At 62.4% G+C, this 14,061-nt stretch carries 9 protein-coding genes; all 9 read left to right on the top strand.

Annotated features, from left to right (window positions below; translation table 11 throughout):
* Positions 1-126 precede the first annotated feature (126 nt).
* The 9 genes from ACULPM_RS03655 to ACULPM_RS03615 all read left to right on the top strand — a co-directional run bounded on the left by ACULPM_RS03655 (position 127) and on the right by ACULPM_RS03615 (position 13,840).
* Entirely contained in the window at positions 127-2,850 is a 2,724-nt protein-coding gene (locus tag ACULPM_RS03655; protein WP_445331690.1) for a phosphoenolpyruvate carboxylase, read from the top strand.
* A 484-nt stretch (positions 2,851-3,334) separates the two neighbouring features.
* On the top strand, positions 3,335-4,330 hold the full coding sequence (locus ACULPM_RS03650) for an Abi family protein (protein WP_445331662.1): 996 nt from the start codon (positions 3,335-3,337) through the stop codon (positions 4,328-4,330).
* Between the two features lie 190 nt (positions 4,331-4,520).
* The gene (locus tag ACULPM_RS03645) at positions 4,521-4,682 is read left to right on the top strand and encodes a hypothetical protein (RefSeq protein ID WP_445331663.1); all 162 of its coding nucleotides are present in this window, start codon (positions 4,521-4,523) and stop codon (positions 4,680-4,682) included.
* A 221-nt stretch (positions 4,683-4,903) separates the two neighbouring features.
* Entirely contained in the window at positions 4,904-5,248 is a 345-nt protein-coding gene (locus ACULPM_RS03640; RefSeq protein ID WP_445331664.1) for a MarR family transcriptional regulator, read from the top strand.
* 239 nt (positions 5,249-5,487) lie between these two features.
* Complete coding sequence (locus tag ACULPM_RS03635) at positions 5,488-5,901, top strand: hypothetical protein (RefSeq protein WP_445331665.1); 414 nt, start codon at positions 5,488-5,490, stop codon at positions 5,899-5,901.
* Between the two features lie 424 nt (positions 5,902-6,325).
* Entirely contained in the window at positions 6,326-10,054 is a 3,729-nt protein-coding gene (locus ACULPM_RS03630) for a SpaA isopeptide-forming pilin-related protein (RefSeq protein ID WP_445331666.1), read from the top strand.
* Positions 10,055-10,166: 112 nt separating this feature from the next.
* Complete coding sequence (locus ACULPM_RS03625; protein WP_445331667.1) at positions 10,167-11,642, top strand: SpaA isopeptide-forming pilin-related protein; 1,476 nt, start codon at positions 10,167-10,169, stop codon at positions 11,640-11,642.
* Positions 11,643-11,817: 175 nt separating this feature from the next.
* Complete coding sequence (locus ACULPM_RS03620) at positions 11,818-12,870, top strand: class C sortase (protein WP_445332317.1); 1,053 nt, start codon at positions 11,818-11,820, stop codon at positions 12,868-12,870.
* Positions 12,863-13,840, top strand: coding sequence for a class C sortase (locus tag ACULPM_RS03615; protein WP_445331669.1), 978 nt, complete (start codon positions 12,863-12,865; stop codon positions 13,838-13,840). Before ACULPM_RS03620 ends, ACULPM_RS03615 begins: the two co-directional genes overlap by 8 nt.
* Positions 13,841-14,061 lie beyond the last annotated feature (221 nt).

Genomic DNA, 14,061 nt, shown 5'->3' with positions numbered 1-14,061 from the left:
TGCGCGGTCTTCTCGCCGGGCCCCCACTCACGCTATGGTGGATACGCATCGCACGTGTACCGCCCGCCCGTCAAAGGAGACACGTTGGCCGAGAAGAACCTCTCGCCCGAGAGCCCGTCCGCTATCATGCCCGCCTCCCCGGAGCTGGCCGACGCCGTCCGCGCCGCCACCGACTCCGCGCGCCAGGCGCTCTCCGGCGTCGACCTCCCCGAGAGCATCGCGGAGAACATGGCCCTGTTCCTCCGCCTGGTCCGCAAGGTGCTCGAGGAGTTCGACCCCGAGGTGCGCGCCACCTTCGACGTCCTTCTCGCCGACGCGATCCGCGCCAACGCGGACGAGGCGGAGGAGACCGAGGGCGAGCGCGCCGCCTTCTCCGACCTCGAGCGCATCATCGACGGCCTGGACGAGGAGCGCGCCACCATCATCATGCGCGCCTTCACGGCGTACTTCCACCTCGCCAACATCTGCGAGGAGAACTACCGCGTGGAGTCGCTGCGCAGCCGCGAGAGCGCCGTGCCCACCACGGCGGACGAGGATCCCATCAACGACATCACCGTCGCCTATCGCCAGCTCGTGGACGAGTGCGGACGCGGCAAGGCCATCGCCCTGCTCAACCGTCTGGAGTTCCGCCCGGTCTTCACCGCGCACCCCACCGAGGCGCGCCGCAAGGCCGTCGAGGGCAAGATCCGCCGCATCGCCGGGCTTCTCGCTGCGCGGCAGGGCCTCGCGGGGATCGCGCTCGCGGAGAACGAGCGCTGCCTCCTGCAGGAGATCGACGCGCTCTTCCGCACCTCGCCGATCGCGCACAAGAAGCCCACGCCCGTCGAGGAGGCCGACACCATCATCGACATCTTCGACAACACGCTCTTCGACATGGTGCCCGAGGTCTATCGCCGCTTCGACGACTGGGAGCTCGGCGAGCGCGCCGGCACCGTGCCGCCCGTCTGCCCGGCGTTCTTCCACCCCGGCAGCTGGATCGGCTCCGACCGCGACGGCAACCCCAACGTCACCGCCCGCGTGAGCCGCCAGGTCGCCGAGAAGTTCCGCGCCCACGTGCTCGAGGCCCTCGCCGAGGCCACGCGTGCGACGGGCCGCAACCTCACGCTCGACGCCGCGTCCACGCCGCCCTCCGACCAGCTCGTCAACCTCTGGAACCACCAGATGGAGATGAGCGAGGCCATCACCGCCCGCGCGCTCGAGGTCTCCGCGAGCGAGCTCCACCGCGCGTGCATGCTCGTCATCGCCGAGCGCCTGCGCGCCACCATCGGGCGCACCGCGGACATCATGTACCCCGACGCGCGCGCCTACATCGCCGACCTGCGCGTGGTCCAGCTTTCGCTCGCCAAGGCGGGTGCCGTTCGCACGGCCTACGGGCCCCTGCAGAAGCTCATCTGGCAGGCCGAGACCTTCGGCTTCCACCTCGTTGAGATGGAGTTCCGCCAGCACTCCGTCGTGCACACGCGCGCCCTCGAGGACATCCGCGAGCACGGACGCTGGGGCGAGCGCGGCGAGCTCCAGCCCATGACGCGCGAGGTGCTGGACACCTTCCGCGCCATCGGGCAGATCCAGCGCAAGAACGGCGTGGACGCCGCGCGCCGCTACATCATCTCCTTCACCAAGTCCGCGCAGAACGTGGCGGACGTCTACCGCCTGGCGCACCTCGCCTTCGCGCACGAGGCCGACGTCCCCGTGCTCGACGTCATCCCGCTCTTCGAGCAGGCCGAGGACCTGGAGAACGCCGTCGCCACGCTCGACGAGATGATTCGCCTCCCCGAGGTCCAGCGCCGCCTGGAGCAGACGGGCCGCCGCCTCGAGGTCATGCTCGGCTACTCCGACTCCTCCAAGGACGCCGGCCCCACCTCCGCCACGCTCGTCCTGCACGCCACGCAGGCCGCCATCGCGCGCTGGGCGGACGAGAACAGCATCGACCTCGTCCTCATGCACGGCCGCGGCGGCGCGGTCGGGCGCGGCGGCGGGCCCGCCAACCGCGCGGTGCTCTCCCAGCCTTCGGGCTCGGTGAACTGCCGCTTCAAGCTCACGGAGCAGGGCGAGGTCATCTTCGCCCGCTACGGCGACCCCACGCTCGCGCGTCGCCACGTGGAGTCCGTCGCAGGCGCCACGCTGCTGCAGTCCGCGCCCTCCATCGACTGGGTCAACACCGAGGCCACCGAGAAGTACGCGGAGCTCGCGCGCACGCTCGACGCCGCCTCGCGCGAGAAGTACCTCGACCTCCTGCACACGGACGGCTTCGCGGAGTGGTTCTCCACGGTGACGCCGCTCACCGAGGTGGGCCTCCTGCCCATCGGGTCGCGCCCCGCGAAGCGCGGCCTCGGCGCCACCTCCCTCGACGACCTGCGCGCCATCCCGTGGATCTTCTCGTGGAGCCAGGCGCGCATCAACCTGGCCGCGTGGTTCGGCCTGGGCACCGCGTGCGAGCGCCTGGGCGACCTCGACCGCCTGCGCGAGGCCTACGCCGAGTGGCCCCTCTTCACCACGTTCGTGGACAACGTCGAGATGTCGCTCTCCAAGACCGACGAGCGCATCGCACGGCTCTACCTCTCGCTCGGCGACCGCTCTGACCTCGCCGAGAAGGTCCTGGACGAGATGGCGCTCACCCGCCGCTGGGTGCTCGCCATCGTGGGCGACGCCTGGCCGCTCGAGCACCGCCGCGTGCTCGGGCCCGTGATCCGCATGCGCCTGCCGTTCGTGAACGTGCTCTCTGTGACGCAGGCCCTCGCGCTGCGGCGCCTGCGCGCGGGCGACCTCACGCCCGAGGAGCGCGACGCCCTCACCTACCTCATCCTCTGCACCGTCTCCGGCGTGGCGGCCGGCCTGCAGAACACGGGGTGATCCCGACTGTGTCGTGTTGGCCCCGCGGAGCTGACGTGCGGGGGATTTGCGACAGATTGGCCCTGTAGAACGTCGCCGGGCCCCCGCGGAGTGGGTGTGCGGGGCCCCGGCGACGTTTCCGGCCCGCGGTTTGTCGCCAAGCCCCCGCACGGCAGCTCTGCGGGGGAGAGGCGACGTTCCTCCCGCGCGTTCCGTCGCGAATCCCCCGCCCGGCCGCTCCGCGGGGGAGAGGCGACGTTCCTCCCGCGTGTTCCGTCGCGAATCCCCCGCACAAGCACTCCGCGGGGGAGAGACGACGCACCCCGCGACGCGGCGAGCCCCTGTACCCCGCCCATCCCCGCATTCCCGCCACCCGCCGAGAAGAACCATGGCTCGCGGTTCCCCAAACCCGCACTGACCTGCGGGCGCAGCAACGCGTCAGCAACTGGGAAGACACCTCTGCCGCCCCGGGTGCTACGCTCGCACCCTGGGGAGGTGAGATGCCATGCCGAGCAGTGAGAAAAACCAATCAAAGCCTCTGCTTACCGTGAATCAGCAGATAGAGCACCTCAAGTCGAGAGGAGTGACCTTCAACCTCTGTAGCGATGAGGAGGCCGCAGACTATCTTGCCCATGCGAACAATTACCTTCGTGCGGCGTGTTACCGCAAGCTATATCCCATGCGCTCTTCGGGTGAGCGGGCGGGGAGCTACATCGGGCTAGACTTCGGAGCACTCGTCAGACTGTCGTCTGCTGATCGCGTTCTTCGCTCTGCACTGCGTGAGATTACCCTTGACGTCGAGCACTTTGCTCGAGTCGAACTGCTCGATAGGGCAAGCGGGCAAGGGGAGAATGGCTACGACTTAGTTCACGACTATGTCTCTGACCTGAGAGGCCGAGAAAGGCAGAGGATAAGCTCAGGACTAAGCCGCAGGGCTCGAAAGGGCGCATCCCATGATGAGTATACGGGCGACCTCATCGCTCGCTATGAGAATGGCTACCCGCTCTGGGTTTTCCTTGAGGCGGTTGATTTCGGCATGCTCTGCGACCTGTGGCTGTTCTGCGCTCGCAGGTGGAATGACAATGAGATGTTGGGAGTGCATTATGTCCTCAAGAGCGTGAAGTCCCTCCGGAATGCGGCATGTCATAATAGCTGCATAATTAACGGCTTTCAGGCATCCGCTCAGAGGGCAGGGTATTCGCCGCCGGCCGTTCTGCTTGCATCCATGGGAGCCCACGGGATAAGAAACACAAAGGCACGGCGGGCTAAGATGCATAACCTGCGAGTTGCCCAGATCGCCGCGTCCCTCTACGCGTCGTACAGATTCTGCGTAAGGAGCTCAACAAGGCATCGACATGCCGCACTGATGATGGACGTGAGGGATGCGTTTTCTCAGGTAGAACCGCTCTGCCCGAAGGATGGGTCTCTCGTGTCGTTTTTCGATTTCATACTGAGGCTAGTTGACATCTGGCTCCCGGCGACAGAGACTGAGAACAGATGAAAAAACCGTCTCGGTTTTGTAAGGGCGTGTCCGCATAGACGGATGCGCCCTAGTTTTTTTAGCTGTCCATTTGTTCCTGCGATGCCGCTGTGTGTCCGAATTTGTGGACGATGAGAGTGTCCACAAGAGGCGCTCGGACAGGGACGTGGCTTAATGGTACAAGGCGCTTGTAGAACGAATGGGGGATGACATGGCCGAATACAAGCTGGCAAACGGCAAAGTCCTCACGGACGAGGACATCGACCGCATCTGCAGGGAGTTCGAGACCGAGTCCTGGGCGGGCTGCCTCCAGTGCATCCACCAAGGCCCGATAGCCGGCACCCACGCGTCAGACCCCCTCCCCACGAAATGATGACGGTTTGATGGCGCGCCGCGGATTGCGCAACGCCTTGCGCGGACGCGCCCCCGCTCGCCCCGTACACTTTCCGCAATGATTGGAACAATGTGGCTTGCGCGACCAGAGGGCTAGGCTCTGATTGGTCGGGCACGTGACGGGAAGGGCGCAGGATGGCGCGCATAGGGGCGAAAAAAGTGCAGTGGGGGGGGGGTTCCTCACCGGATAAACCCCTGGAGATGACGCCCGGACCCGAGGACGCCACCCAGGCGCGCGGGGCCGCCGACACGCGGAGGCCGCGGGGCGCGCGCGGTGCCAAGCGCATCCGCATGACCGCCGCGGGGCCCGTCCGCCTTACCCCCACTGAGGCAAGGATCATCGAGTTCATCGAGCGGCACGAGGGAAAGCCCTGCTCCAAGGCGCAGATAGCGGCCGTGCTGGGCCGCAACGAGAAGACCGTCGATCGTCTGCTCTCCCGCATGCGCCGGGAGGGCATCGTCATATCCACGCCCGTCCACGCGGAGAACGGCGCGCAGCTCGCCAACGTCTACGAGGTGGTTGAAGAGCCGCAGCCGCTCGACTGACGAGCGGGCGCAGGGCGAGAAGAACGCGTTGGTCGGACGGGGCGTTCCCTCTGCAGCGCGATGCCCCCAGGCACCAAATCCGTGGGCTCCGCGTGTGCTGCCCGCACGTGAGCTGCCCCGATGCAATGTTGCGCAATCTTGCTGCCGCGTTCCCTCCGTAACGTAGGGGGGCGGCGGTCGCCCGGCCTCGTCGTCGGCCCGTCGCCAAGTGATAGAACTTGGGTGGAGGGACGTGGCTCATGGCGCGCATCGGCGCAAGCAAGGTTCAGTGGGGCGGGGCTGCCCCTCGGGGCGGCGTGCCCGTCGAGGGCGCCGAGCGCGATGCGGCGAAGGACGCCCGCGACGGTGGGCGCATGAGCGACCGGCCGCGGCGCGAGCGGCGCTCCAAGCGCATCCGCATGACGGCAAACGGGCCCGTCCGACTTACGCCCACGGAGGCGCAGATCATCGAGTTCATCGAGCGGCACGCGGGCAGGCCCTGCTCCAAGGCAAAGATCGCGCTTGCCCTGGGGAGAAACGAGAAGACCGTCGACCGGCTGCTCTCCCGCATGCGCCGAGAGGGCATCGTGCTCTCCGAGCCCGTCCACGCGGAGAACGGCGCTCAGCTTGCCAACGTCTACACGGTGGTGGACGAAGTGTGGCCCGAGGACTGACGTCCCTCAGGTCGTAGTTATAACATTTGATAATGCTCTGACCGTGGTGTCAATCGCGGGCGTGTAAAAATCTCGTGAGTGAAAGAAATACCCCCTCTCAGCAGAATGGTGGAGGTGGCGTGAGGCGAATAACGTGCACGGATGCGTTATTCCAGCTCAGCGCTCTCATAGGAACGCTGGTTCTCGGCGAGAAGAACCAGTCGATATCCGCAGCATGAGAATGCTGTTTCGAAATATACGTACCCCCTCCCTATAATATTGCGAATATGATGCGATTTCGGTACCCCCTATCATAAAACAGGAAAAGAGATTAGCCCTCAACCAACCCTAAACTTGCCTACATGTGATTCAAAAATGCGTCTCGATTTATGACACGCAATGAAGCATGGACGCATTGGCGCTCCAAAGGCATGGAGGTAGGCGGATGAAGGTACCGAGAAGAACGGCGTTGAGGAGGGTCGCCTCGCTGGTGGTCGTGATGGTCGTTGCGACTCTGGCGGTCATGGGCGTGACCTCGACGGTCGCGATGGCGGCAAGCGCGATGACTTCGGCGACGAGCTATGAGGCGACCACCGAGGACGGCGTTAAGGTGAGCGTCAGCGCTCCCCAGGGCGCGCTTCCCGATGGCGCGGCGCTCCACGTTGACCCCGTCACGTCCGACGAGGACGTTCAGGTGGTCACGGACGAGCTCGACGAGGCCGAGGCCTCCTACGACGGCTTCGCCGCCTTCGACGTCTACTTCACAGATGCCGATGGCAACGAGATCGAGCCGACCGAGGCCGTGAGTGTCCGCTTCGAGCTTCCCGAGGGCTCCGTGCCCGAGGGTGCCGAGGACCTCGCCGTCCACCACCTCGCCGAGGCCGAGGACGGTACCGTCTCTGACGTCGAGGCCGTGGCCGACGGCGCCGACGCCACCGAGGGCACCGTCGCCGTCCAGGACGACGCCACCGTCGATGCTGAGTTCACGGTAAGCGATCTCTCCGTTTTTACCGTCGTATGGTCTGGAGCTAAGTCGAGCGAGAGCGATGTGATGGAGGCGTCGGAGGAGTTCACATCGGATGAAGTCGTGCCGCTTTCCGTCCAGGGACGTGCTGTCGGCGACGGCAGCGACATGACGATCAACCTGCACGATTACAGCAGGGAGAACCCTGACATCAACGAAGGGCATACTCTGAAATTCGGCAGTGTCGGTGGTCAAGCTGGAGAGAATATCAACGCTTGGACTGGTAGCAACGGCGGTGTGTATCAGGGTATCGTTGCCAGCACGATTGGCGATACCGGGTATCCGTACCTTGCAAGCAATCGTAACGAGAGCCTGGCATATCTGTTCCAGTCCGAGCTCGGGACGTCCGGCGTTACAAGCTATGACAACGTGACCGGTCTGTTCCGTCTGGACAGTGAGGGCTACTACGTCTACGACAGCAGCGAGAACTACGCGTATTACGACGAGGACAGCAATTCGTTCGTGCGCTCGGACTATCCGCGCTTCGACGAGTATGGTGACAACGGTAGCATCGCTCCTTCGCTGCCGCAGTTTCTGCCGTTCAACAGTTTGACCAATGAAACGAGCACGTACGACAGCAGTGGTAACGTTCTGGAACAGCATCAAACTGGTGGATTTTGGAATCCTAAGTATGAATGGGGATATTACGACGACTACGGTCGTTGGCATCAGTCTGACCCCGCGGCAACCGGTTACAACATCAACGGTGAAGAGAACTACTCCTTCGGCATGGACTTCACCAAGACGTTCTATATGCCCAAGGACGGTCAGGTCAACGGCGAAGAGATGGTCTTCGACTTCACGGGCGATGACGACGTGTGGGTCTTCATCGACGACGTGCTCGTGCTCGACCTCGGTGGCATCCACGATGCCTATAACGGTTCGATCAACTTTGCCACCGGCGAGGTGATCGTCAACGCGACGAACAGGGGTCAGGCGATTGAGACTAAGAGCATCGCCGATATCTTCGAAGCTGCTGGTGAAGAGTGGGACGGGTCCGACTACAGCACGCACACCATCAAGTTCTACTACTTGGAGCGCGGTAACGGCGGTTCCAATTGCCGTATCCGCTTCAACATGCCGACTGTACCCGATGGCACGATCGAGGTAGGCAAGCAGGTCACCGACACCAACACAGCCGACTTCGTAAACGCCGAGTTCACCATGAAGGTCGATACCGCCGATTCCGAGAATGGTCCCTGGTCGACGTACGTCGGTGAGTACAAGCTCTTCGATTTGGACGGAAACCCGATTTATGACGAGAATGGCGTGCAAGTTACTGGGCAAACCAACGAAGACGGCACCTTTACGCTGAAGCATGATCAGGTTGCACAGCTGACGGGAGCCGTGCAGCACGAGGGAGACGCTGAGGCCCATAAAATCCGCGCCAACACCTGGTACAAGGTGACCGAGACGGGTGCCGACGGCTATTCTGATGATTATGAGTTCGATCTCCAGAATACGGATCTTATTGATGATTCCGGAGATGAGCAGACCGATCCCAGCTTGATTGGTAAGTCGAAGCCTGTCCGCGTGGATAGAAGTGCGCGTATGGTCGTGCGCAACAGGTTTACGGCGAAGGACAAGTATTCTTTCTCTATCCAGAAGCACATGGAAGACAACTCGACGCCCGACGATACGTTCTACGTCAAGGTGACCGATGCCGACGGTAACGCGGTGACGGGTGCACAGTATTACGTGCGCACCATCGGTGAGGGCGTGGGTGAGACCCAGGCCATGCCGGAAAGCGGCATCATCGAACTCAAAGCAAACCAGGAGATCGTCATCCTTGACGTTGCCTTGGGTGCCACCTTCAAGGTCGAAGAGGTCAACGCAGATGGCACTCCGTTTACGAGCGATGAGTTCAAGGATCCGAAGTATGCCGTCCAGGTGGGCACAGATAAGACGGAGCCGTCAACTGAGCCTGTGACCGTGACGATCGAGCATAGCGACGGTGATCAGATCTCCTATATCGCTCACGTGATCAACGCGTACCAAGTCGTGCCCGTGACCGCCCCCATGGGGATCGGTATCACCAAGACCCTCAACGGGCTTGACCTTGATGAGAACATGTTCGAGTTCAAGATCGAGGCTCAGGCGACCGGCGAGGGAGATACCGCGGTGAGTGCCGAGGAGGCAGCTAGCAAAGCCGGATGGCAGGGCACGGAGATTACGTTCAACAATGGCAACACCACCGCAGAAGCCGGCGAGGAGAGCGATTCCCTCTTCAACTTTGGAGGCGATCCGGTTACGCAGGACCGCCTGACCTTCACGAAGGACGATGCGGGCAAGACGTATGAGTATGTCATCTCCGAAGTGGGCTTGAGCGATGACTATGACGGTACGCATAAGAGCGAGTCTGAGTACGTTTTTGACACCACGCAGTATCGCATCCAGCTTGTTCCGACGATTGTTCAGGAAGACGGAGCCGATATTCTTCACCTGGCGGTGTATCAGGCGACCCGTGATGGCTCCGAAGGCGCATGGAGCGATAACGAGCTGATTGCTACTTTCGATGCGTACGGCCCCGTACACGATGGAAGCGCGCAAGCATCGAGTCGCGCACTCGTTCCCTATCACACGGTCAACTTCACCAACAGCTATCAGCCACTCGGACTGCAAATTGTGAAGGTCGATAAGGTGACCGACGAGAGGCTTTCCGGAGCTTACTTTTCCCTGACGGATTCTGAGGGTAATTCGGTCGTGGCTTATAAAACGTCGACACCGTCTGATGAAAGCAAGCTCGATGAAGGTAAACAGTCGACTAATGACCAGGGCATTCTCTACTTTTTCGGTCTGGAGAATGGTGAGTACACTCTGACTGAAACTAGATTCCCGTCTGGCTATCAGAGTGAGTCGCCAGATCAGCAGGTCGAGATCAAGTTGAAGGTTAGCAACGGGTCTATCTCGGTTATGAATTCGCATGATGATTGGAACCAGCTCGATCTCGCTTACGAGAGCGGCAACCCAGATGAACCTGGCAGTGAGGCGATTGCAAATTGTTTCTATCTTAGGGTTGCCAACACTCCGTTGCCCGACCTCCCATCTTCGGGCTCTTCTGGCGCAATCCTCATGATGTCGGTTGGCATTGCGTCAGTCGTCCTCGGCATGGCTTACCTGGCGAGAAGGAAGAGCCTGCTCCGAGGCTAGAGGCGATGTCTCATCAGCAACTCCCATCCGGTAATACCGGATGGTGTTGATAGGTAATTCATTAGCAATTTGTGGGCAATGCCGGCGGGGAGTCGGCGAAAGGAGAAGAGAAATGGCTCACATTAAGAACAGGCTGAGGGGGCTGCTCGTCGCATTTGTGGCGATCGTTGCCGCCCTCGCCATCGTCCCGGGCGTGGCAAAGGCTGCCCTCGTGGACTTTGACCCTGTCATCACCGGCAGCGTTACCATCACGGGCGAGGATGTCACTGTTGATAGCGACATCACCGTCTATCAGGTGGCCACCATTAAGGTCGACGGCACCACCAACGTGCCTGGCTACGAGTATGTCGATGGCATGCAGACGACTGTCGACGCTTGGGTCAAGGCAGACGGCACTGCTAACAGCGCCGCCGACCTTGTCCAGGCAGTCACCGACAACAACGTTGCTGCCATGGACCCGCAGCCTCAGATCGAGGCTGGCACTCCCGATGGCGTTGTCATCTCTGGCCTTGTCCCCGGCGTGTACTACATCGACATCGCTGATGTTGCTGCCACCGATACTACTCCTGGCATTACTTACCAGAACATCGTTGTGGCCATCGAGCCCGCTCGTGATGGCGATACGAACGACTGGGTTGCTGTCGACGAGGAGATTGCTGTTAAGAGCGCCGACTCTACCCTCGATAAGACTGCCACCTCGGTTGATAAGGGCGACGTGAGCGCTGACGGCTCCACCGTCACCGCCGTCACGGGCTCCAAGATCGAGTTCAAGGTTGAGTTCACCCTCAGCAAGAACATGTCCAACTTCTACCTCGAGGACACCATGACGGGCATGACGTTCGGCAACGACGTCAAGCTCTTCACCGTTGACGGCACTGAGATTGTTCTTGATGACGTCGCTGAGGTTGTAACCGAGGGTCTCGATGGTGCGACCTTCAAATTCAACATCGCCGATGTCTCCGTGCTTAAGGACTACATTACTGAGGGCGATACCGCCGACTTCTACATCACCTACTCCGGCACCGTGAACGACGATGCTGAAACCGGTGTTGCCGGCGCCAAGAACGAGGTCACTTCGAGCGTCAACACCAAGGGCGATGAGGTTACTGTCGACCTTGCCTCCCTCAAGATCACCAAGTACGGCGACGATAACAGGGACGGGGTTGTTTCCGAGGGCGATTCCACTCTTGTCGGCGCCGAGTTCAGCCTCTACACCGAGCTCAACGCCGATGGTACCGCCGTTGACGAGAGCTCCATCGTCACCATCGACGACAAGACCGTCTTTACGACTAACGAGAATGGTGTCATCGAGCTCGTGAACGTCCTCGATCCCACTGAGACCTACTACCTCGTCGAGACCAAGGCCCCCTCGGGCTATAAGCTCCTCGAGGGCTTCGAGACGGTTACGTTCTCTAAGGACAAGGGCTACGCTTGGACGAAGGACATTCTCGACGAGAAGCTGACCAAGGACGAGGGCGTCGACCTGCCCGAGACCGGTGGCATGGGCACTGTCGCTCTGACCGCCGCGGGCGTCGTGCTTGTCGCTGGCGCCGCCGCGTTCATCGTTCGTTCTCGCAAGGAGAGCTAGGGGTTTGTAATTCCGTCACACTCCTGTGTTGATTGAAATGCAAACAGGCCCGGCCCCCGCTTTGGGGCCGGGTCATTTGCAATCCCCCTTGTTTATTTATAACGCCTTAAGAGCCGCTGAAGAGTTGACTGACTCTCAGGGGCTTATAGAATGCCGTCATAAGATTGAGTGTGGGATGAGCATGAATAGACGTCGTTCGCGTCACGGGGTATTTATCGCACTATTTGCGTTGTTGCTTGGTTTTGTGTTTATCACATATCCATTTGTGAGCAACTTCGTCAATCAGGCTCGCGAGCATTCTGTTATCAATGCAACAGATGATGCAGTTGCTAAGGCAAGAGAAGATACCCTCGCCGCAGAGCGCGAGAAGGCTGTCACCTACAACCAGCAGCTCCTCGACGGTCGTGCTGTGGTCACGGACCCCTTTGACCCAGATGCCGAGCGTCCCACGGACGAGGACTACGACAACGTCCTGAACCTTTCCGGCGACGGGGTGATGGCCACCATCAACATCCCGAAGATCCACGTCGAGCTCCCCGTCTACCACACCACGGACACCGACGTGCTCGAGCATGGCGTCGGGCACCTCGAGGGCACCTCCGTCCCCATCGGCGGCGAGTCGACACACTGCGTCCTCTCCGGCCACACCGGTCTCCCCTCGATGAAGATCTTCGACAACCTCGACCAGCTTGAGGTGGGGGACTACTTCGTCATCTCAGTCCTCGGCGAGGATCATGCCTATCGCGTCACCTCCGTCGAGGTGGTCCTTCCCGACGAGACCGACTCCCTCGTCATCGAGCAGGGCCGCGACCTCTGCACACTCGTCACCTGCACGCCCTATGGCATTAACTCCCACCGCCTGCTCGTTCATGCGGAGCGCTGCGAGCTGCCCGCGGAGTGGCTCGACAAGGGCGACGCCGACTTCCCCTCTGGCTACACCGAGCCGCCCGACAAGGCGCTGCTGCCCTCCGTCCTTCTCGGCCTTCTCCTGGCCGCGCTGGTGATCGGCGCCTACGTGCTCGTGTCCAAGCTGTGGTCACGCGGGCGCGGCGGCTCGGGGAGCGCTCCCGTCTCCGCGGGTCGTCCCACGCCAAGGCCGACGGGCAGGCACTTCGCCGGCCAGGGTCCTGGAGGCGGCGAATCGGCCGGCCCGGGGCGCGCCGTGGGCGTGAGGCCCGTCATCCCGCGTGACGGACGTCGCCGTGACGGGAGGCGCTACCGTGGCTAGGCACCTTGCCCAGGGGGCGCCCGACCCCGAGGGGCCCCATAGGCAGCGGGGCGGGGTGGCGCCCCTCGTGGCCGCGCTCGTCCTTCTCGCCATTGGCGCGTGCCTGCTCCTAGCGCCGAGCGTCTCGGCGGTCATCGAGCAGGGGCGCGTGGAGCAGGTGGTCGAGGAGTCTCGCACGTCCGCGACCGTGTCCGACGAGGAGGATCCCTCCGCTGCCGCGGAAGACGATGGGGACGCCTTCCGCCCCAAGGAGGGCGACCCCACCTACGAGGCGCTCGTCGAGTACAGCGAGCGGGTCCGCGAGGGCACGGGCGACGAGGTGAACGACCCCTTCGCCTTCTCCGGCGACGAGCTGGCCGCGATGGGCCTGCCTGACGGCATCGTGGGCTCGATCGACATCCCGGCCATGGGCGTCACGCTGCCCATCTACCTCGGGGCGACCGAGGCCAACATGGAGCTCGGCGCGGCGGTGGTCGCCGGGACCTCGATGCCCGTCGGCGGGGAGTCTTCCAACTGCGTGATCGCGGCGCACCGGGGGGTCTGGCACGGCGTGCAGATGTTCCGCGACATCGAGCTTCTCGAGGTGGGGGACACGATTACCATCACGACGGCCTGGGACGAGCTCACCTACCGGGTCTGCGAGATCCGCGTCATCGAGCCGGACGACGTCGACGCGCTTGCCGTCCAAGAGGGCAGGGACCTGGTCACGCTCTTCACCTGCCACCCCTACGCCGTCTCCTCGCACCGCTACCTGGTGTACTGCGAGCGAGTGGAGAACGACGAGGCACAGGCGAGCCCGGGCGCCGTCGAGCGTGTGGTCGCGGCGTTCCTCCCGGCGGAGTCGACCGGCTCGCCCGCGCTCGAGGCCGAGCGCTGGCTGCGCATCGGCGGGCTGGCGCTGCTGGTCGTGGTGCTTGTTCTGCTGGTGGCCACCATCGCTCGGAGGGTCCGCGGCCGGGCGGGGCGGTAGCGAGTCTACGGCTGCGCGTTCTTCTCGCCGGGTGTCTTTGGTGTGCCCTATTCTCGGCTTCTGGTGACATGCACGAGAAGATTATATAGTATGACATTGTGTTAATATTAAAACATAATAACCTAAGAAATACCTTGCATCATGAAGCAGGCTGTGGTATAAACAAGCTGGTCGTCTCGTAAGAGGGGGCTATCAAGGGCCGGGGGGTTCCCCCCGGCATT

The organism is Thermophilibacter sp. ZX-H3, from assembly GCF_052599055.1.
This window is presented reverse-complemented; position numbering and strand designations above follow the sequence as displayed.

Coding starts and splice junctions, on each gene's coding strand:
- ACULPM_RS03655 (WP_445331690.1), top strand. CDS start 127: ATGCCCGCCTCCCCGGAGCTGGCCGACGCCGTCCGCGCCGCCACCGAC.
- ACULPM_RS03635 (WP_445331665.1), top strand. CDS start 5,488: ATGGCGCGCATCGGCGCAAGCAAGGTTCAGTGGGGCGGGGCTGCCCCT.
- ACULPM_RS03640 (WP_445331664.1), top strand. CDS start 4,904: ATGACGCCCGGACCCGAGGACGCCACCCAGGCGCGCGGGGCCGCCGAC.
- ACULPM_RS03630 (WP_445331666.1), top strand. CDS start 6,326: ATGAAGGTACCGAGAAGAACGGCGTTGAGGAGGGTCGCCTCGCTGGTG.
- ACULPM_RS03645 (WP_445331663.1), top strand. CDS start 4,521: ATGGCCGAATACAAGCTGGCAAACGGCAAAGTCCTCACGGACGAGGAC.
- ACULPM_RS03650 (WP_445331662.1), top strand. CDS start 3,335: ATGCCGAGCAGTGAGAAAAACCAATCAAAGCCTCTGCTTACCGTGAAT.
- ACULPM_RS03625 (WP_445331667.1), top strand. CDS start 10,167: ATGGCTCACATTAAGAACAGGCTGAGGGGGCTGCTCGTCGCATTTGTG.
- ACULPM_RS03620 (WP_445332317.1), top strand. CDS start 11,818: ATGAGCATGAATAGACGTCGTTCGCGTCACGGGGTATTTATCGCACTA.